Source organism: Anabaenopsis sp. FSS-46 (genome assembly GCF_029891665.1).
In the GTDB taxonomy this organism is placed as follows: domain Bacteria; phylum Cyanobacteriota; class Cyanobacteriia; order Cyanobacteriales; family Nostocaceae; genus Anabaenopsis; species Anabaenopsis arnoldii.
The window spans coordinates 67,756-84,970 of record NZ_JANQDG010000067.1 but is presented as its reverse complement, the minus strand read 5'-3'; the positions used below and the strand labels follow the sequence as shown (position 1 = coordinate 84,970).

The 17,215-nt window shown below is 41.9% G+C and carries 17 protein-coding genes and 1 pseudogene; 9 read left to right on the top strand and 9 right to left on the bottom strand.

The features are described from left to right. Window positions 1–301: 301 nt before the first annotated feature. Window positions 302–769, top strand: a complete 468-nt coding sequence (smpB, locus tag NWP21_RS07700; protein ID WP_271731112.1) for an SsrA-binding protein SmpB — start codon at window positions 302–304, stop codon at window positions 767–769. Window positions 770–902: 133 nt separating this feature from the next. Further along, entirely contained in the window at window positions 903–1,178 is a 276-nt protein-coding gene (locus NWP21_RS07695) for a WGxxGxxG family protein (RefSeq protein ID WP_271731110.1), read from the top strand. Window positions 1,179–1,705: 527 nt separating this feature from the next. Here the strand turns inward: NWP21_RS07695 and NWP21_RS07690 are convergent. Both NWP21_RS07690 and NWP21_RS07685 read right to left on the bottom strand, forming a co-directional pair. Next, on the bottom strand, window positions 1,706–3,133 hold the full coding sequence (locus tag NWP21_RS07690; protein ID WP_280792222.1) for an IctB family putative bicarbonate transporter: 1,428 nt from the start codon (window positions 3,131–3,133) through the stop codon (window positions 1,706–1,708). 55 nt (window positions 3,134–3,188) lie between these two features. Beyond that, on the bottom strand, window positions 3,189–3,875 hold the full coding sequence (locus NWP21_RS07685) for a rhomboid family intramembrane serine protease (RefSeq protein ID WP_271731104.1): 687 nt from the start codon (window positions 3,873–3,875) through the stop codon (window positions 3,189–3,191). Between the two features lie 148 nt (window positions 3,876–4,023). On the opposite strand from NWP21_RS07685, the gene NWP21_RS07680 reads away from it, so the two are divergent. From NWP21_RS07680 to NWP21_RS07670, 3 genes are all read left to right on the top strand, one after another. Beyond that, a complete protein-coding gene (locus NWP21_RS07680) occupies window positions 4,024–4,449 on the top strand; it encodes a hypothetical protein (RefSeq protein ID WP_348519761.1) in 426 nt (141 codons plus the stop codon). 131 nt (window positions 4,450–4,580) lie between these two features. Next, the gene (locus tag NWP21_RS07675) at window positions 4,581–4,940 is read left to right on the top strand and encodes a VOC family protein (RefSeq protein ID WP_271731102.1); all 360 of its coding nucleotides are present in this window, start codon (window positions 4,581–4,583) and stop codon (window positions 4,938–4,940) included. Continuing rightward, window positions 4,937–6,229 (top strand): recombinase family protein, encoded by a 1,293-nt coding sequence (locus NWP21_RS07670; protein WP_280792221.1) that lies wholly within the window; start codon window positions 4,937–4,939, stop codon window positions 6,227–6,229. Before NWP21_RS07675 ends, NWP21_RS07670 begins: the two co-directional genes overlap by 4 nt. Here the strand turns inward: NWP21_RS07670 and NWP21_RS07665 are convergent. After that, window positions 6,219–7,796: a hypothetical protein gene (locus tag NWP21_RS07665; RefSeq protein ID WP_271731098.1), complete on the bottom strand. Its 1,578-nt coding sequence runs from the start codon at window positions 7,794–7,796 to the stop codon at window positions 6,219–6,221. The genes NWP21_RS07670 and NWP21_RS07665 overlap by 11 nt on opposite strands. Before the next feature lie 257 nt (window positions 7,797–8,053). Between NWP21_RS07665 and NWP21_RS07660 the strand changes: the two are divergent. Continuing rightward, window positions 8,054–9,370, top strand: a pseudogene (locus NWP21_RS07660) (glycosyltransferase family 39 protein); the annotation flags it as partial. A 21-nt stretch (window positions 9,371–9,391) separates the two neighbouring features. On the opposite strand, the gene NWP21_RS07655 reads toward NWP21_RS07660, so the two are convergent. Together NWP21_RS07655 and NWP21_RS07650 are read right to left on the bottom strand one after the other, a co-directional pair. Next, complete coding sequence (locus tag NWP21_RS07655) at window positions 9,392–9,763, bottom strand: hypothetical protein (protein ID WP_271731096.1); 372 nt, start codon at window positions 9,761–9,763, stop codon at window positions 9,392–9,394. 207 nt (window positions 9,764–9,970) lie between these two features. Then, the gene (locus NWP21_RS07650; RefSeq protein ID WP_271731093.1) at window positions 9,971–10,384 is read right to left on the bottom strand and encodes an AbrB family transcriptional regulator; all 414 of its coding nucleotides are present in this window, start codon (window positions 10,382–10,384) and stop codon (window positions 9,971–9,973) included. A 393-nt stretch (window positions 10,385–10,777) separates the two neighbouring features. Here NWP21_RS07650 and NWP21_RS07645 point away from each other — a divergent pair, with 393 nt between their 5' ends. From NWP21_RS07645 to pyrR, 3 genes are all read left to right on the top strand, one after another. Further along, on the top strand, window positions 10,778–11,221 hold the full coding sequence (locus NWP21_RS07645; RefSeq protein WP_271731091.1) for an Rrf2 family transcriptional regulator: 444 nt from the start codon (window positions 10,778–10,780) through the stop codon (window positions 11,219–11,221). Between the two features lie 26 nt (window positions 11,222–11,247). Continuing rightward, complete coding sequence (cbiB, locus tag NWP21_RS07640; protein WP_280792220.1) at window positions 11,248–12,219, top strand: adenosylcobinamide-phosphate synthase CbiB; 972 nt, start codon at window positions 11,248–11,250, stop codon at window positions 12,217–12,219. 86 nt (window positions 12,220–12,305) lie between these two features. After that, window positions 12,306–12,848: a bifunctional pyr operon transcriptional regulator/uracil phosphoribosyltransferase PyrR gene (pyrR, locus tag NWP21_RS07635; RefSeq protein WP_200987724.1), complete on the top strand. Its 543-nt coding sequence runs from the start codon at window positions 12,306–12,308 to the stop codon at window positions 12,846–12,848. A 49-nt stretch (window positions 12,849–12,897) separates the two neighbouring features. Here pyrR and NWP21_RS07630 read toward each other — a convergent pair whose 3' ends face one another. The 4 genes from NWP21_RS07630 to NWP21_RS07615 form a co-directional block, all read right to left on the bottom strand. Further along, window positions 12,898–14,049 (bottom strand): alanine--glyoxylate aminotransferase family protein, encoded by a 1,152-nt coding sequence (locus tag NWP21_RS07630; protein WP_280792219.1) that lies wholly within the window; start codon window positions 14,047–14,049, stop codon window positions 12,898–12,900. Window positions 14,050–14,187: 138 nt separating this feature from the next. After that, window positions 14,188–15,060 (bottom strand): sulfate ABC transporter permease subunit CysW, encoded by an 873-nt coding sequence (gene cysW / locus NWP21_RS07625; protein WP_280792218.1) that lies wholly within the window; start codon window positions 15,058–15,060, stop codon window positions 14,188–14,190. Then, complete coding sequence (gene cysT / locus NWP21_RS07620) at window positions 15,050–15,898, bottom strand: sulfate ABC transporter permease subunit CysT (protein WP_280792217.1); 849 nt, start codon at window positions 15,896–15,898, stop codon at window positions 15,050–15,052. The genes cysW and cysT overlap by 11 nt, the downstream gene beginning before the upstream one ends. A 64-nt stretch (window positions 15,899–15,962) precedes the next feature. Further along, window positions 15,963–17,189 (bottom strand): RNA-guided endonuclease TnpB family protein, encoded by a 1,227-nt coding sequence (locus NWP21_RS07615; protein ID WP_280792216.1) that lies wholly within the window; start codon window positions 17,187–17,189, stop codon window positions 15,963–15,965. Window positions 17,190–17,215: the final 26 nt, after the last annotated feature.

The window sequence follows — 17,215 nt, the reverse complement described above, 5'->3', positions numbered from 1 at the left end:
AGTCTCTTATTTTTGATTTATGAGGAAAACCTTAAATACTGAGTCAGTATTGCCAAATTACAACCAAGTTCGATTTGGAATGCTGAAAGGCTATAGGTAGCTTTTTAACTCTTAACAATAAACCAACCATCTACAGATAATACTCGCTATAGTGTGAATTAATATTTTCTCCCCTCTAACTTTTAATTGACAATTGAAAAAAGTTAAATTAAAAGGATATGGACTAACGCTGATATGGATATCACACTTACAGCCAATCCAAACATTTTTCCAGCACATTTAAGTACAAAAAAGTTTTTCAATGAGCGAAAAGAGCGAAAGCTACAAAGTTATTAGTGACAACCGTCAAGCCCGTTATTTGTATGAAATCCTAGAAACCTTTGAAGCAGGAGTTGAGTTGACAGGAACAGAAGTTAAATCAATTCGAGCCGGTAGAGTTAATCTCCAAGATGGTTATGCGTTGATTCGTGATGGCGAAGCATGGCTAATCAACGTCCATATTTCTCCTTACAACGCTAGTGGTCAATATTTTAATCATGAGCCGCGTCGTACCCGCAAGCTGTTACTACATCGGCAAGAAATTCGTAAGTTAATTGGGAAGGTGGAACAGCAAGGTTTAACACTAGTGCCATTAAAAATGTACCTCAAACGAGGCTGGGTAAAAGTGAGTATAGCCCTTGGTAAAGGTAAAAAAATCCATGACAAACGTGAATCCCTCAAAAAACGGCAAGATCAACGTGATATGCAACGAGCGATGAAAAATTATTAAGCTTCATTGACCTCTGTATATATCCTCAGTGTGAGTTTAGAGAAAGCCGAGTTTATGGCTACGGATTGATTGGGTGAGTTATGGGAATCGATAAACTAGTGGGTAAAGTTGGAAGGGATGAGAGATTTTCACCATGACACCTATTTTGACCAAAGCAGTTGGTGCTGGCTTTCTCACTTTGAGTATGGCAATATTGCCTTTAACTCTACCTGTAAATGCCCAAGTTACTGAACCGAGAGTTGAGACTACACCCAGAACAACAGTTTACGAACGCCAGGATTTTGATTGGGGTTGGTTAGGATTAATTGGTCTATTTGGTTTGGCTGGTTTAGCTGGTAGAAAAAGTGGCGGGGAACCTACTGCTTATCGTGAACCCACTGCTCCTAGTACTACAACATATAGGGACTAAGCCTTGATACTTTCCGGGCTGAAGCTGCGGATATTGTTGGTTCAACGAGTCCACTTAGATTAGACTCCTTGCGGCATCTAACCCAGAGGAGGTTCTCTCTTAATCACGTTACTTTGGGGAAGCCCTCCCCTAGCTGGATGATTCCTAATTTTGTTGGACTTAATACTGTTTGTCTAGCTCCCATGTATATTTTACCTATCCGCAGCGGAAGGGAGTAGAACTATGGGATAGAAACCCATATCTACACTTGTCAAGTTGCAGATTGCCGTTAGGCAGTTAGATTTTTATACAGGTTGTTTACCGTTCGGTGTTGATATCAATATATCACAAAATTACTCAGGCGTAAACGCATTAAACAGCCTTCTCCCAAGGGGAGACGCTGCGCGAACATCCATTGCCTAAAGTACAGAATATGGCTGCATCCGCCTGTTCCTCAAGGGTTTTCGGCATTTTGGTTATAAAACTTCACAATTACTTCGCCACGGTGAGTTCATTTGTGGATCCTGAATTCTGCTGTTGATTGGACTTTAGCTTGGTCTGGGTTTTCCGTGAGTTGAAGTCACATTTTGACTGTGGTCTTCAGGTATGGGTGTCCAGTAACTAGCAATTATAGCCACCATTAACCACCAAAGCGTATTGACTTCAGGACGAAACCAAATAGTATCTACAGTCCCATGAGCTAGCATCCCCGTTACAGTAGCCAATGCTCCCATCAACCAAAATCCCTCTACACTCCTAGATTGCCGCAATCGTCGCACTTGTACAAATGCGTTATTAAACGTCACAATCATCAGCCATAAGAAACAGCCTAAACCCGCCAAACCAGTTTCTACAGCCACCTCTAAAAAAACAGAATAAGCACTTAAAGCCGTATAACGAGGACGTTGGTAGAGTGGATAAACTTGATTAAAAGAGTTATGACCGGGGCCAATCCCAATCATGGGGCGATCGCGAATCATCTCAAACACAGCATCCCAAACATTTCTACGAAAATTATTACTGCTATCTTGACGACCCGAAAAAATACTTAAAACTCTCAGGCGCACTGGCTCGACAAATATCACTACTAGCAACAGTAACCCAATCATACCTCCCAGAATTATCGGCAGTGACCAAGTACGCCAAAAAGGAGGCATTTCCACACTCCACCAGTAAACTAGTAAGGCCATGGCAGTCAGTACAGCCACTACTAGACCAATCCAGCCACCACGACTAAAAGTGAGAACTAAACAAGCAGCATTAGCTGTAAACATAGTTAATGCTAAAGCTTTCTTGATCCTGCTATCCCAAGCAAAAATTGCTACTAGGCTTAAAGCTACCGCCGGTACAAGATATCCAGCCAATAAATTGGGGTTACCTAAATAACTATAAACCCTAGTTGTCTGAGCTAGAGGAGATTCTGGGTCTACCCAAGTTGCTAGTGATCGAGCTTTGAAAAACCACTGCCGCAACCCGTATATACTTACTACTAAAGATATATGTAAATACAGGATAATTATCCAAGACCGCACACGAGGCGATCGCAACACCCTAGCACACAGGGCAAACAGCAGTAGATAAAGTGTTAATACTACCAAATCTTTAAACGCTGCTTGCTTGACTGGTGATAACGCTGTAGAGACTAGAGCAATTGCCCAGTAAAGTAACACCAGCAGATGAATGGGGGTAAATAACGGCGTATTTGCCGGTGCTGATTCATCAGATAAGGTCAACAACAGCCAAAATCCGACACAAGCTAATAGTAACAGTCCGACTAAGCTACTGGATACAAAAGGGGCAAGAGCATATAGCAAGCTAAGGAAAACTACTGCGATGCTGTCTCCCCACTGCATCAAAATGCTACTTTGCCGCCAAGAGTGTAATAACCCCACCAAATAGCGGCGTAAGTAGCTTGTTTCCAGATATTCTTTGATTGGTAAATCAGATAAAGTAAATCGTTGCCAGAGTAAATTCATTATGGGTTAACAACAAAATATTAATTTTCAACAGGGAGGGATTGGGGGAGGGGTGTCAACTAGCGCCGGTGCCGTCATGTCGAAATAACCCGAATAACGGAGCCAGAATAATCCCAAAAGCAAAGCCGCCAATGTGTGCCCAGTAAGCAACTCCGCCTGTTTCCACACTCATATTAGCAGCGGCTTGCAGACTGGCTAGACCGGATATCACATTCTGGATGACAAAAATCCCTATGAGAATAATTGCCGGTATCCTGATGGTAGTGACAAAAAAACCGAGAAAAGCTAAGGTTAAAATTCTCGATTGCGGAAACCGCATCACGTATGCACCCAGAATCCCAGCGATCGCACCACTAGCGCCTAAAGAAGGAATGGTAGAATTCATACTGATAAACCACTGACATAAGGCTGCTAAAGCACCGCACGACAAATAAAAAATTAGATACTTGAAGTGTCCCATACGGTCTTCAACATTGTTACCAAAGACCCAGAGAAATACCATATTTGAGAGCAGATGCCACCAACCACCGTGTAAAAATTGTGATGTAAATAGAGCTGTCCACTCTTGGGAAAAATTAGTGGTTAACTGTTGTGGTATGACGGCGTACATCCCGAAAAATTGCTCTAGCTCTTGACCTGATAGACTGAGTTCATGAAGAAAGACAACAATATTCAAACCAATCAACCCGTAAGTTAAATACGGAGTGGTTCGCGCGGGGTTTTCATCATAGAGAGGAAACACAGGTGTTTTTCCTAATTATTATCGGTTAATTGCAATATAGCCTGTCTTGCCATAGCAAATTGCTCAACAGTATGAATTAGGCGATGATGTCTCGCCCCCATAATAATAAATAGTTTGTCCTGTAAAGCAAAGATTTATACTAGCATTTATGCTTACGCCACGCCAGCTATTGGGGAATCAAAACTTTGCCCCCATTCCCACAGGGCGACTAATTGAACGTCTTAAACAACTTTGTCCAGAATATGGCATAAAATTAATAATTACTGAAGAAGCGTATACATCAAAAGCGTCTTACCTGGATCGCGATCGCCTCTACAAACATGGTGAAAAACCCAAGAGATGGAAACCGTCAGGTCAAAGGGTAAAACGCGTATTGTATAAAACGTCTGCTGGGATACTGGTAAACGCTGACTGTAACGGTGCTGCAAATACTTTAACAAAAGTAGCCACACAGCTAAGTGTTAACCTAGCCAAGGGTAGGGGAGCTTTGACACTCCCAAGACGAGTTGATTTATTTAAGGGATTAAGTAAATCATATCGTAAACCTTGCGGCGCAAGGCTTGGTCCCGCGTAGCAACATCCGTTGAGAATCCCCTGTGTTTCAACCGGGGGAGATGTCAAAAACCAAATCCTGCATCATAGATAATAGATGGGGGTAAAGTTCTCACTACAAACTTTGATTATTACTTGATGAGTAGATAGACAATGCAGATTATCCAGTCTCTCCATACAGCAATTCTCGTGACTGATTTAGAAAAAGCGGAAAATTTTTATGGAACAATATTGGGATTGTCCAAAATCGAGCGATCCTTAAAGTATCCCGGTGTATGGTATCAGGTGGGGAACTATCAACTTCATCTCATAGTTGCAAATACTGTCCCTACCGATAAACCTAATCAAAAATGGGGACGCAATCCTCATATAGCCTTTTGTGTAGCTGATTTGGATCATGCTCAACAAGAATTACTCCATCACAACTATCCCATTCAAGTTAGTGCTTCGGGTCGCGCTGCTTTGTTCACTCAAGACCCGGATGGGAATATCATCGAACTGAGTCAGCAATGAAAATTATTGCTTATGCTTACAGTAACCCCCTGTTAGAATCTTCTCCTCATCCCCATGATTGGGGGTGGGAGGTTGATTCTACATATGAAGATTTGGGTCAGAGATCGCAGTTACAAAAATTAATCACAGACTGTAAAACTCAACCAGCAGATTATCTCCTCATCCGTAGTTTAGGGGAATTGGGGGATACTTTGGAGGAAGTGAGCGATCGCTTGCATGAACTCGAAGCAATGGGGATCATGATTATTGCTACGGAACAACCCTATACTTCCCAAAGTTCGCGTGTAGACTCGGATTTGTGGAAATTGCTTCAGGAAATCGCAAATCAGCAGCATAGCCGCCGTATCCGCCAAGGACACGCATCTAATCGTCTACAAGCCTCACCTCCTCCGGGTAAAGCTCCCTATGGCTATCGTCGTAGTAAAGAAAAATATACTATTGACCGCAGTACAGCAACTGTAGTTAAAGATTTTTTTGAACACTTTTTACTTTACGGTTCCCTACGGGGTGCAGTTGGTTATTTAGCCAAGAAATATGGTAAGAAAATTTCTGTTACTACAGGGAGACGCTGGCTAACTAATCCCGTTTATCGCGGTGATACAGCTTATCACCATCATCAAATTATTTCTGATACCCATATCCCCATTATTTCTAGGGAAGAAGGGGCTCAAGTTGACCGCATCTTACGCCGCAACAGTCGTTTACCTTCTCGAACCGCCAGCGCACCCCGTTCTTTAGCTGGTTTAGTTATTTGTGGTGAGTGTCAGTCACATACAACAGTTACCCGCGTCACCGGGCGCAACCAAGATAAAGAGTATCTTTATTTACGTCCTATTAGCTGTAAGCGACGGACTAAATGTCGGGCGATCGCCTACCATGACGTATTACAGCATACTATTAAAATTATTTGCCGTGACTTAGCTCTGGCTGTGGACGGAATGGACTTTCCCCAATTGGATAATATTAAGAATAGTCTGGTACAAGCGATCGCAAATCAGCAACAAATACTCCAGCAGTTACCAGCTTTAGTGGAAACGGGGATTTTGGATGACGAAACAGCCAAGTTAAGGGCTTACAAACTGCGCACAGGAATTTCTCAACTCCAAGCAAAACTAGCAACACTTCCCCCAGTCAACTTGCGTTCTGTTGCTCAAGCTGTTTCCATTCCCCAATTTTGGTTAGACTTATCAGAAGCAGAAAGGAGGTTTTACTTTCGAGAATTTATCAAACAAATTCAAATTATTCGCCACGATCAAGACTGGGAGTTACGCCTAATTTTTATTTTTTAGCAGCAGATGTATTTGCTTTACCTGTATTGCGCACATTTATAAATTTACCCAGCAAATCAAACCAAAATGGTGCACCCATGGCAATTGCAATTCCACTTACAAACCAACCGAAAATCATAGTTAAAAATTTCTTGATGGAGAAATAACCCTGTTTACTAGGCTCCCAGTCAAGTTGTTGTTTTAAATTCATAGCACTCCAACCAATAGGTAAGACAATTTCTGCTAATACATCTTCAGTTTGTTTTTTGACTTCTGCTAAATTTCCAGATGCATTAAGATTATTATTCTTCACTATTTGCCCAGCGTTATTCACAATAGCAATCCTGACAGCAGAATCTTTTGATAGTCTGTTTACAATATGAAATGCATCAGCATTTGCAATGACTGCCATGCTAAAGCCAATTAAAAGTGCTACTCCTTTAGCATTTCGTTTGTATACTCCGGCAGATCGCTCCATTGATTGATTAAATGTCTGTTCTAGTTCTTGCTGTAATATATAAATTGCTTCTTGTGTATTTTGAGCTTTTGTTTCGGCACGCTTTGCTAAACTAGCCATATTCTTAATTACAGATTGCGGCAGTTTTGCCCTCAACTTTTCAAATGTTTTATCGGCTTCAATATTTTGGTTTTTAAATTCATTTAGTAATCCTTGGTGAACCTCACTACCTATATTGATTAACTGCACAACTTCATTAATATGAGGTCTTAAACCTTTGAGGGAAATAGTTTTTTCAAGCTCGTTAAACATATCCCCTCGGAGGAATCTCAGTTTTTGTAAGGCTTTTCCGGCGAAAAACTCATCTGGCATATCTTCCTGAAAAATATATATGTATTTATCTAAACTTTGTGCCATGCGATTCATGGTAATCAGCAAGTCAGCTTTTTGTTTACAGAAATCATCAATAATTTCGGTAAAGCTTTTCTCAACTAATTCTGTAAATTCTTGGTAGATATTAACTGAAAATTGCGTTATGTGGTCATCTATACTATTTACTTGTGTGTGAAACTTCAATAAAATATTTTGGATCTCATGTAACTGTTCATCTTTAAAATTTATCAGTCTTGATTCAGTTAACTTATGAACTAGTTCTGGTATACCTAATGTTTCTATGAGGGTCGTAGCAAAAGTATCCGCTGCCATATAAGAAGGGGCGCTGTGCTTTATAAGATGTGATTGGTTATTGTTATCTTTGATATTCCCTTTTTGGTATTGTACATATCCAAAAAAACTTTTCTTTTTTTTTCCTCCAGATAGGGGAAGTTGTCCCAGAAGAGATGATAATAACCAAGTAAACCGCCGAGGTAAATTTGAAATACCTTTTGATTCTTGGTTGATAGCTTTAATCAAGGGATGGTTATATAATTCATTAACAAAGTTAATGATCCTATCATCATCTGAATCTTCTGCATCACCTGCTACAAGAATTTCAATGGATTTCTTTAGATGCACTGCCCGCCATTGTAAAACCGTAGAGATCATTTCCTGAATTTCGGAAGCTAGCAAACTGAAAATTAAGTAGATAAAAATTAAACCAATTGTTATATCTAAAATAAAAGCCAAACTCATTGACAATTTCCTCAACAGATAGTTAGCATACTCATCTTGCTAATATTTGTATCATTTCTACCAGCTAATTATTGTTAAATAAATTAAAGAACACTCAACTGAATTTCTCGAAAAATTATTTATGCACAGGGAAAATTGAGGTAACCTGAGAATTTAGGAATTATTCAAAATAGATATTCTGACTGATGGGTAACATTAGAGATGTATTCATGTCTGGTGTGTAATCAAAACAGTAAGTAAAATGATGATCAGAGAATATGCAAGAAAGAAGTTTTGTTTCGGACTATCTAGAAAAACAGCATCGCACGGTTAATCAATGGATTGATTGGGCATGGCTCATGGTATTACTGTTGGCCGCAGTCTTACTGTTTAGTATTAATCTGGGAGGATTATCCTTACGAGATGGGGATGAGGCTACTGTGGCGCAGGTTGCCAAGGAAATCTGGAGTGCTCCCCCGGGTTCCATGAGATGGCTCTATCCTACCTTACTAGGTGAACCCTATTATAACAAACCACCTTTGATACATTTGTTGATTGCTTGGGCTTATTCTTTGGGAGGCGTGAATGAATGGACTACACGCTTACCCGGCTCAATTTTGACAGCATTTTCTGTGCCATGGCTCTATTCTCTGAGTCGGGAGATATCTCGTCAACGTTGGGTAGCTATTTATAGCTCCTTGATTTATCTGACAATGCTCCCCGTAGTCCGTTATGGCAGATTGGCTATTTTAGATGGAGCGGTGGTAACCTTTTTTATCATCATGATTTGGTGCCTATTGCGATCGCGGCGGGATTTGCGTTACTGTCTTGGTATTGGAATTGCACTGGGATTAATTTGCTTCACTCAGGGGCTATTAGGCATATTACTGGGTGCGATCGCCATTGTCTTTCTATTTTGGGATACACCCAGATTGCTCACCAGTTTCTACTTCTGGATAGGAATCACCATTGGCATATTACCTGTGGCTGCTTGGTATAGTATGCAACTGTTGCACTATGGTTACAGTTTTGCTTCTGTCGTCCTGGTCAATCAATCATTAACCCCCATCAACACAGGCATTAACAGACATAATGCTCCCCCCTGGTACTATGTCATGGAAATTCTCAAATGGACATGGCCATGGTTAATTTTTTTGCCGCAAACTGCGCGCTTAATTTGGACAAATCTTAACCTCAGCTGGGCGAAACTCTTACTGGTATGGAGTCTCGTCTATTTATTGCTAATATCCTTGATGAGTATAAAACCTCCTGAGTACTTATTAACCATTTACCCCAGTCTAGCCTTAGCTTTTGGCGCTGAGTTAGCAGAAATAGAAAATCTTCCTGTAGCATCATCCTATCCCCGTCTTTGGATAACCAGTTTGTCAATACTAGCTGTAGTGGCTTCTGCTGCTAGTATTTACTTCAGTGCCGGCACAGTAGAGAAAACAGATTTACAGCTGATTTTTGCAGCTGTGGCTCTGACCATGACTTTAGCTGCTATTTTAGCAGAACGAGGTAATGGGGAATTCCTGAAAATTTTACTTTGGGGAAGTTATATTTCTCTACTGCTATTAATGAAATCAAACTACTGGGCTTGGTAATCAGAAAATTGATTAATCTTGTTCTGGAATTTTCTCAGTGGTAGGAAGTTGCCCTTCATAGCTGGTATTTTGCTGCGTCATCGTGATCATAGTCAAGAAAATAGCCAGACCAACAGCCAACCCTAAGACAGGACGCTTGTTGAGAATAAAATCTCGTGTAATTCTAGCTAAAGGGCTACTTTGACGACGTAGAGACGAACAAAGCATTATTTGTTTAAGTATAAACGGATCACGGACATAATGGCCACTGCGACAGACTACTAGCCTTTGCTGACAATAAGGACAGCTAAACAAGCCCACATGAGACTGGGCTATTCTGTGCTTAGGATTTCTTTGACAAATTGGGCAACTAATATAATCCTTATCAAAGGTGTGTATATTCATCTACCTCCTCCGCTTAGTCCATTTACTAGCTCTATCTTAATGGAGCAAGAGGACTCCGGTTATAGTTCCATACTTAACCGGAGGTGAATTGCAACCACCTTATAACTAACGCGACAGCCTTTCATCTCTGCTCAGAGTAAATCATTAGTATCTGTCTAATGGTCAGTAGTCACTAGAAAAAATCAACAACTGACAACTGACAATTGATTATGCTGTAATCTCTATGGCTTCCATGTCTTCGGCAGCATCTGCATCTAGCTGTTTCAGACGAATATGTTTTTTCCCCAGTGTGATGAGAAACTCATCTCCTGGTTTGAGATTCATCTGTTTTGTATAAGCTGAACCTATAAGTAAATTACCATTTGATTGCACGCTAATTCTATAGCTAGCACTGCGCCCGCCACGTCCATTCGCACTGGGTGAACTGTCTAACTGAATGCCTTCCGCATCAATGAGGGCATTCAAAAATTTCATCATATTCACACGCTCTATACCATTTTTGGTAATGGTATAGTAGCCGCACTGCTTGGCTTTTTCTTCTTTGCTCAGGGTTTCTAGCTCTTTAACTTTTTTGAGCAGTTCTTCACCCATTAGGGGTTCTATTTTTTTCAGTTTAGGCATCAACTTAGATGAAAAATGAATGGTTGGAGTAGTTGAATTGGATTTATTTTAGCTGACATCGAGCTAGTAGGAACAAAATCCTTGAGTTTTTATCTCAGCTTTCATAAGTATATTACACTCATAGATGAAATTGTTGCACAATTACCAACATTGTCAAGGGAATCTATTCTTTGGAATGCTCTTAACTATATCTAGTTTGTGAAGACTAGTAGATTATATTTGTTTAAGTTTCCTAAAGCCAGTCTCAAGGCTTATTTACTTAAATCCCTTGCTCATGAGAACAAAAGATGATATAGAAAAATGCTCATTTAATCCTGAGCATTAGTAATTATTCAACGGTCAGCGGTGAAGACAAAAGAACTGATAACTCATAAATAAACAAAACTCGTGACCATGAAACTAACTACCAAAGGACATTACAGTGTCAAGGCATTACTAGATTTAAGTTTACAGCCAGGTTATGGACCAGCACCAGTGAGAGCGATCGCACTTCGCCAAGATATCCCCGCGCCTTACCTTGAGAAGTTACTAATAGAAATGCGCCGGGCTGGATTAGTGAAATCAATTCGGGGTAGCATTGGTGGATACCAACTAGCATTAAAGCCGGCACAAATTTCTATAGGTCAAATTTTAGAGTCAGTTGGTGAAAATATGACTCGTTTACCACATCAGACCCCAAGCGCAGCCCAAACTGAAGATTGGGTAACATTCACTCTTTGGCAAAGACTCAACCAAAAGCTCAAAGAGGCTTTATACAGTATTACTCTGGCGGATCTTTATTATGATGCGCGTAGTTGGCAAGCTTCTCTTGGGGAAGAAGCTAGTTTTGTCGTTTAGTAATTGGTGATTCGCCTTCATATATAATGACATCATCTGTTATTTTGTTTCTTGCTGCACTATTAGATTACTTAATTGGCGATCCTTGGGGTTGGCCTCATCCAGTCCAAGTTATGGGGTGGGTAATTTCTCCCCTGACTAAATTTTTTCTCAAGGTGTGTCACAATTCTCTCGCTCAACGGATAGCTGGAATTATCTTAGCCATAACCTTAATAATTGGTAGCGGCTGTTTGGGTTGGTTAATAATTCAAACTGCCAAATGGCTCCATCCATTATGGGGAAATGTCTTAGAAACCATTATTTTAGCTAGTTGTTTTGCTTTGAAAAGTCTTCGGACTGCAGCACAGGAGGTTTTAAAACCATTAACAGCAGGAGATTTAGACTCAGCCCGTTATATTTTAAGTAATTATGTCGGTAGAGATTCACAACATCTCTCAGAACCAGAAATTTTGCGCGCTGTGTTAGAAACTGTCACAGAAAATGCTACAGATGGAGTTATGGCTCCACTTTTTTATGCCATTGTGGGCGCTTGTGTGCCGGGTGTGGGTTTAATTCCTCTGGCTTTGGCATACAAAGCTAGCAGTACCCTTGATTCCATGGTAGGTTATCGCCAAGCACCCTATACTTATATAGGGTGGTTTAGTGCCAGGCTAGAGGATTACTTAACTTGGCTACCTTGTCGCTTAACGGTGATTACTTTGGCTCTACTATCAGGTAAACCCTTATATGTTTGGCGAATATGTTGCCGCGATGCGGTAAAAGATCCCAGTCCTAACTCAGGCTGGAGCGAGTGTGCTTATGCTGCTATTTTGGGTGTGCAAATGGGCGGTACCAATTGGTATGGGGGAGTACCTCAACAAAAACCCCTCTTAGGAGATGTCATTCATCCCATTACCCCAACCGTAATTCACAATGCCTTATTGCTGACTCGATATTCTTTTTTGTTATGGTTATGCGTAGCGATCGCTATACCCCTAATTGCTAATACACTTAACTAATATGGATGAAATAGGGCATGGGGAGATTTTTTTCCCATAGCCTTGTACATGAGCGATTAGTGGCCTCTCTACCCATTCCCTAAACTATGTCTGCCAAAGTAGTTGAAATTCTTTCATCAGAAGACCTGCGTCGTACATTAACTCGCCTAGCGTCTCAGATTGTGGAAAAGTCCCGTGATTTATCCCAACTGGTACTCCTTGGTATTTATACCAGAGGGGCGCTCTTAGCAGAATTATTGGCACGTCAGATTGAGACACTCGAAGGTGTCAGCGTGGCAGTGGGAGCATTAGATATTACATTCTACCGAGATGATCTTGATAAAATTGGGTTAAGGACTCCGGCAAAAAGCAACATCCCTTTTGACCTCACAGGGAAGACAGTTGTGTTAGTAGATGATGTGATTTTTAAAGGTCGCACAGTTCGCGCCGCTTTGAATGCAGTGACTGAGTATGGTAGACCCGAAGTGATCCGCTTGGCTGTTTTAGTAGACAGGGGTCATAGAGAAGTACCAATTCACCCAGATTTTATTGGTAAGCAACTACCTACCGCCAAAGAAGAAATAGTAAAAGTTTACTTACAAGATTGGGATGGCAAAGATGCAGTTGAGTTGATGGCAGCAAATAACTAGAAATCCTGCCAGTAGCAATTGGTACCCAGTTATCAATGGTGTTCACCCCCTAAGTTGTTGGCAAAACTTGCCGTAATGCCCCTAAAAGTCGGTCAACGCTTTCTGGACGACTATTAAAACCCATTAGTCCCACCCGCCAAACTTGACCGGCTAGTTCACCTAGACCACCGCCAATCTCAATGTTATGTTCATTGAGTAACTGCCGAGCGATCGCTTTACCATCTACTCCCGTAGGAATACGCACAGTAGTCAAAGTTGGTAACCGATACTCCTTCTCAACGTGCATAGTTAATCCTAAATCTTCTAAGCCTTCCCAGAGATACTCGGCATTTTCTTGATGACGCTGCCAACAATTAGCTAATCCCTCTTCTGCCACTAAACGCAGTGCTTCCCGCAAGCCATAATACAGACTAATCGGTGCTGTGTGGTGATAGGTGCGTTCATTCCCCCAATATTTACCCAATAATGACATATCTAAATACCAGTTTGTCACCTTTGTAGAGCGCTGCTGCAATTTGTCCACAGCACGAGAGCTCATAGTAAAAGGTGAAGCACCCGGAGAACAACCCAATCCTTTTTGACTACAACTATAAGCTAAGTCAACTCCCCAGGCATCCAAAAATATAGGCACACCGCCCAGACTGGTCACCGTATCTACCAACAGCAAAGTCCCAAATTCACGACATACCTCAGCCACTCCTTCTAAAGGTTGACGTGCTCCGGTAGATGTTTCAGCGTGAACCAAAGCCAGAATTGCCGGACGATGTTGTTCTACAGCCATGCGGATTTCATCAAGGCTGAAAACTTGCCCCCAAGGCTTAGTAATACTGCGCACATCCGCACCATATCGCCCAGCCATATCGACAAGGCGATTACCGAAGTAACCAGCTACACCAATCAAAACTACATCACCTGGTGCTGTAGCATTGGCGATGGTTGCTTCCATTGCCGCTGAACCAGTACCACTAACTGCTATGGTGTGGTTGTTTTCTGTCTGCCATACGTACCGGAGTAGAGATTGAATCTCATCCATCAGTTCCAGAAAAGCCGGGTCAAGATGCCCCACCAGTGAGTGATTCATAGCTTGAAGAACAGCGGGATGGGCATTGGATGGACCTGGACCCAATAGCAGACGCAATGGAATTTCTAGAGGTTGAAGTTGTAAGTGCTGACTGTTGTTAATTGAAATCATGGGTATCATAATTTATTTTCGCTGATACTTTGTTACTAATATTTGCCAATAAATAAATAGATAAGTTAAAAAGCCAAATTACCTTTTAACCAAGGCTCGACGATACTCAGCCAAAATCATTGAAAAACCAGAAACTTCACAGGATTACTAACTGTTCTCTTGATCTTTTATCCGGATGCGACGCTCAAACAGCTCCTTAATCAGCAGCGTTGCACCAGCAAGCCCAGCTAAAACCACCGAAGCTGCAAAAGCACTTTGGGAATCGTAATTGCGGTAAGCCCCTTCCACATACAGAGTCAGAGTTTGGGTACGGCCAATTAAATTACTAGAGACGACAGCAATAGCACCATATTCTCCCATAGCGCGAGCCGTGGTAAGAATAATACCATAGAACAATCCCCAGCGAATAGAAGGTAATGTCACCCGCCAGAAAGTCTGCCATTCACCAGCCCCCAAGGTTTTGGCAGCTTCTTCTTCTTGAGTTCCCACTTCTTCCAAAATAGGGATGACTTCACGAGCCACAAAAGGCATACCCCCCATCATAGTTGCCAGAGCAATACCGGGGAAGGAAAAGATAATCTTGATGTCCAGAGACTGTAGCACAGATCCAAGTAGCCCATTGCGTCCGTAGAGGGAAACCAACATTAAACCTGTGACAATGGGGGAAATTGAAAATGGCAAGTCAATAATACTGAGTAACAAAGTGCGCCCTCGAAACCGCCGGCGGGCGATTACCCAAGCTGCACACAAACCAAAAATTACATTTAGTGGTACAGCTACTGCCACAGCCATGGCTGTGAGTCGCAAAGCCTGAGTAAAATCCGGGTCGATAAGAGTGGCGAAAAACGGGGCGATACCCCGGCTAAAGGCTCCAATGAATACATAAAGGGTCGGGAGAAGTAACACCAGCGCTAAATAAGTGATTACTGCGGCAATCAAAGCAAATTTACCCCACTCTCTATCCTTCTGGGAGTTGACCAATCTTGGTAAAGACTGGCTAGATTTAGGTTCAACCGTCATAACTTTGCCTCCAAGCTTGCAGTAAGTTGACCATGAGCAACAGTACCAAGGAAATCAGCAGTAACACCGTACCAATCGCGGTAGCCCCGGCTATGTCGTTTTGTTCCAGGCGTTGGAATACTAAAATGGGGGCAATTAAGTCTTGATAGGGAATATTAGCGGCAATCAAAACCACTGAGCCATATTCTCCCACCGCCCTAGCAAAAGCTTGGGTTGTACCCGTGAGGATAGCAGGTATAAGTGGTGGTAGCACCACCCGCCAACAAGTTTCCCAGCGGGAAGCCCCCAGAGACCAGGCAGCTTCTTCGATAGTATAATCTAGCTCTTGCAGTACAGGCTGAACGCTACGAACGACAAAAGGCACGGAAATAAACACCATTGCCACCGCTACCCCCAAGCGAGTAAAGGAGACTCTCACGCCCAAGGGGGAGAGAAATGAGCCAATCCAGCCATGCTCACTGTAAACAGTAGCTAGAGTAATACCTGCAACTGCTGTGGGTAGGGCAAAGGGCAGGTCAATGACGGCATCTAAAACCCGTTTAAAGGGGAAATCATAGCGCACCAGTACCCATGCAGTAGCGGTACCAGCAACGCAGTTAATAGCAGCGGCCAAGAAGGCAGTACCAAACGTGATGGTGTAGGTTGACAGGGCAACGGGAGCGGTAGCTAGCCGCCAGAATTCTCCTGGGGAAAGGGTTGCAGCGCGCAGCATCAAGGCTGCTACAGGTAACAGCAGGACTACGGATAGATAGGTAATGGTGATGCCCCAGGGCAAAGAAAACCGCTTCAGCTTTTGCAGGGCGAGGGGGAAGGTGGACTGTGAGTTGGAAACTGTCATGGCTTCAGGATAGAACTTAGCCGCTCGGTTAAACTTACCTAAAACTCCCCAAGTCTAGACCTAACTAGACACTGGTAGTTTTAGCGTTAACTTCTTGTCTCATCGCGGTCTGAGAATGACTTCTCAGAGGTTTGTCCGCTCCGCAAGCAATCCCGGTAGAGCTTACCGTTTCTGACCGTTCAGGAATAAAAATCTTCTCAAACCATCGGTCAATATTTTTGGCTGCGTTTAAATCTCTGTCTTCAGTGTGACCACAATCGGGACAGATATAAACACGGTTTTTGAGTGGCATTTTATGCCTATGATTACCACAGTTAGAGCAAATCTGAGAACTAGGAAACATCCTATCAACAATGATTAGTTGACTTGAGAATTTCTCGGTTTTATACTCTAACTGCCGTCTAAATTCATACATACCACAGTCAGCAATTGCGCCTGCTAACTTATGGTTTTTGAGAAATGCTTTGACGTGTAAATCCTCTATCTTAATAACGCTGTGGTTCTTAGCTAGATAGTGAGTCAATTTATGGATTGAATCTTTACGGATATTTACAACTTTAGCGTGTAGTTTAGCCAGCTTCTTAACAGCTTTAGCGCGATTTTTAGAACCTTTTACTTTCTTGCTCACGCGACGCTGTAAACGCTTTAAGCGCTTACTCATACGGCGATAAGCTTTAGGGTGGGAAAATACCTTACCTGTACTAGTTACAGCTAATTCCTTAATACCGATATCAACCCCAACACTAGGGCGTTTAGCGTTAACGATAGGTTTCTCTATCTCATATTTAATAGAAATAAACCATTGTTCAGCTTGACGACTAATAACACAATTATGAATTGCCGTAACTGGTAACGGTTCTGCTAATCGCACCCATCCAATATTAGGAAGCTTGACGCGATATTCATCATTTTTCATCCCTGGTTTGGCTTTAGTCCCAGACTCTAAATAAAAAGAATCGCGCTGACCTTTTTTCTTAAATCTGGGTTGTTTAGATGTTTTTCTGAAACATCTATCCCATGCTTGGCGTAAATCAGCCAAAGCTTTTTGTGGGACATTTTTGTTAACTTCGTAATACCAATCATGCTGGGATTTTACCTGTGCAACTAATCTTTTGTGTAAATCAATTGCAGATGGAATCTTGACAGATTTATCAGTTTTCCGCAGTTTTAAAACTTCTAGGATTGCAGCATTTGCCCAGTTATAAGCGTGTCGTGCAGTACCAGAAGCTTTACGGAAAGCTGACACCTGTTTGTTGTTTGGTATCAGTGCTGTTTGAAAACTGAGTAACATTGTTCGACCTCCAATGTTTTCTGAAT

What these genes read in the sequence shown, in the direction of transcription:
- NWP21_RS07695 (WP_271731110.1), top strand. Translation starts at nt 903, where the DNA reads ATGACACCTATTTTGACCAAAGCAGTTGGTGCTGGCTTTCTCACTTTG.
- NWP21_RS07675 (WP_271731102.1), top strand. Translation starts at nt 4,581, where the DNA reads ATGCAGATTATCCAGTCTCTCCATACAGCAATTCTCGTGACTGATTTA.
- NWP21_RS07680 (WP_348519761.1), top strand. Translation starts at nt 4,024, where the DNA reads ATGCTTACGCCACGCCAGCTATTGGGGAATCAAAACTTTGCCCCCATT.
- NWP21_RS07690 (WP_280792222.1), bottom strand. Translation starts at nt 3,133, where the DNA reads ATGAATTTACTCTGGCAACGATTTACTTTATCTGATTTACCAATCAAA.
- cysW (WP_280792218.1), bottom strand. Translation starts at nt 15,060, where the DNA reads ATGACGGTTGAACCTAAATCTAGCCAGTCTTTACCAAGATTGGTCAAC.
- NWP21_RS07665 (WP_271731098.1), bottom strand. Translation starts at nt 7,796, where the DNA reads ATGAGTTTGGCTTTTATTTTAGATATAACAATTGGTTTAATTTTTATC.
- NWP21_RS07655 (WP_271731096.1), bottom strand. Translation starts at nt 9,763, where the DNA reads ATGAATATACACACCTTTGATAAGGATTATATTAGTTGCCCAATTTGT.
- NWP21_RS07650 (WP_271731093.1), bottom strand. Translation starts at nt 10,384, where the DNA reads ATGCCTAAACTGAAAAAAATAGAACCCCTAATGGGTGAAGAACTGCTC.
- NWP21_RS07630 (WP_280792219.1), bottom strand. Translation starts at nt 14,049, where the DNA reads ATGATACCCATGATTTCAATTAACAACAGTCAGCACTTACAACTTCAA.
- NWP21_RS07645 (WP_271731091.1), top strand. Translation starts at nt 10,778, where the DNA reads ATGAAACTAACTACCAAAGGACATTACAGTGTCAAGGCATTACTAGAT.
- NWP21_RS07670 (WP_280792221.1), top strand. Translation starts at nt 4,937, where the DNA reads ATGAAAATTATTGCTTATGCTTACAGTAACCCCCTGTTAGAATCTTCT.
- smpB (WP_271731112.1), top strand. Translation starts at nt 302, where the DNA reads ATGAGCGAAAAGAGCGAAAGCTACAAAGTTATTAGTGACAACCGTCAA.
- cbiB (WP_280792220.1), top strand. Translation starts at nt 11,248, where the DNA reads ATGACATCATCTGTTATTTTGTTTCTTGCTGCACTATTAGATTACTTA.
- cysT (WP_280792217.1), bottom strand. Translation starts at nt 15,898, where the DNA reads ATGACAGTTTCCAACTCACAGTCCACCTTCCCCCTCGCCCTGCAAAAG.
- pyrR (WP_200987724.1), top strand. Translation starts at nt 12,306, where the DNA reads ATGTCTGCCAAAGTAGTTGAAATTCTTTCATCAGAAGACCTGCGTCGT.
- NWP21_RS07615 (WP_280792216.1), bottom strand. Translation starts at nt 17,189, where the DNA reads ATGTTACTCAGTTTTCAAACAGCACTGATACCAAACAACAAACAGGTG.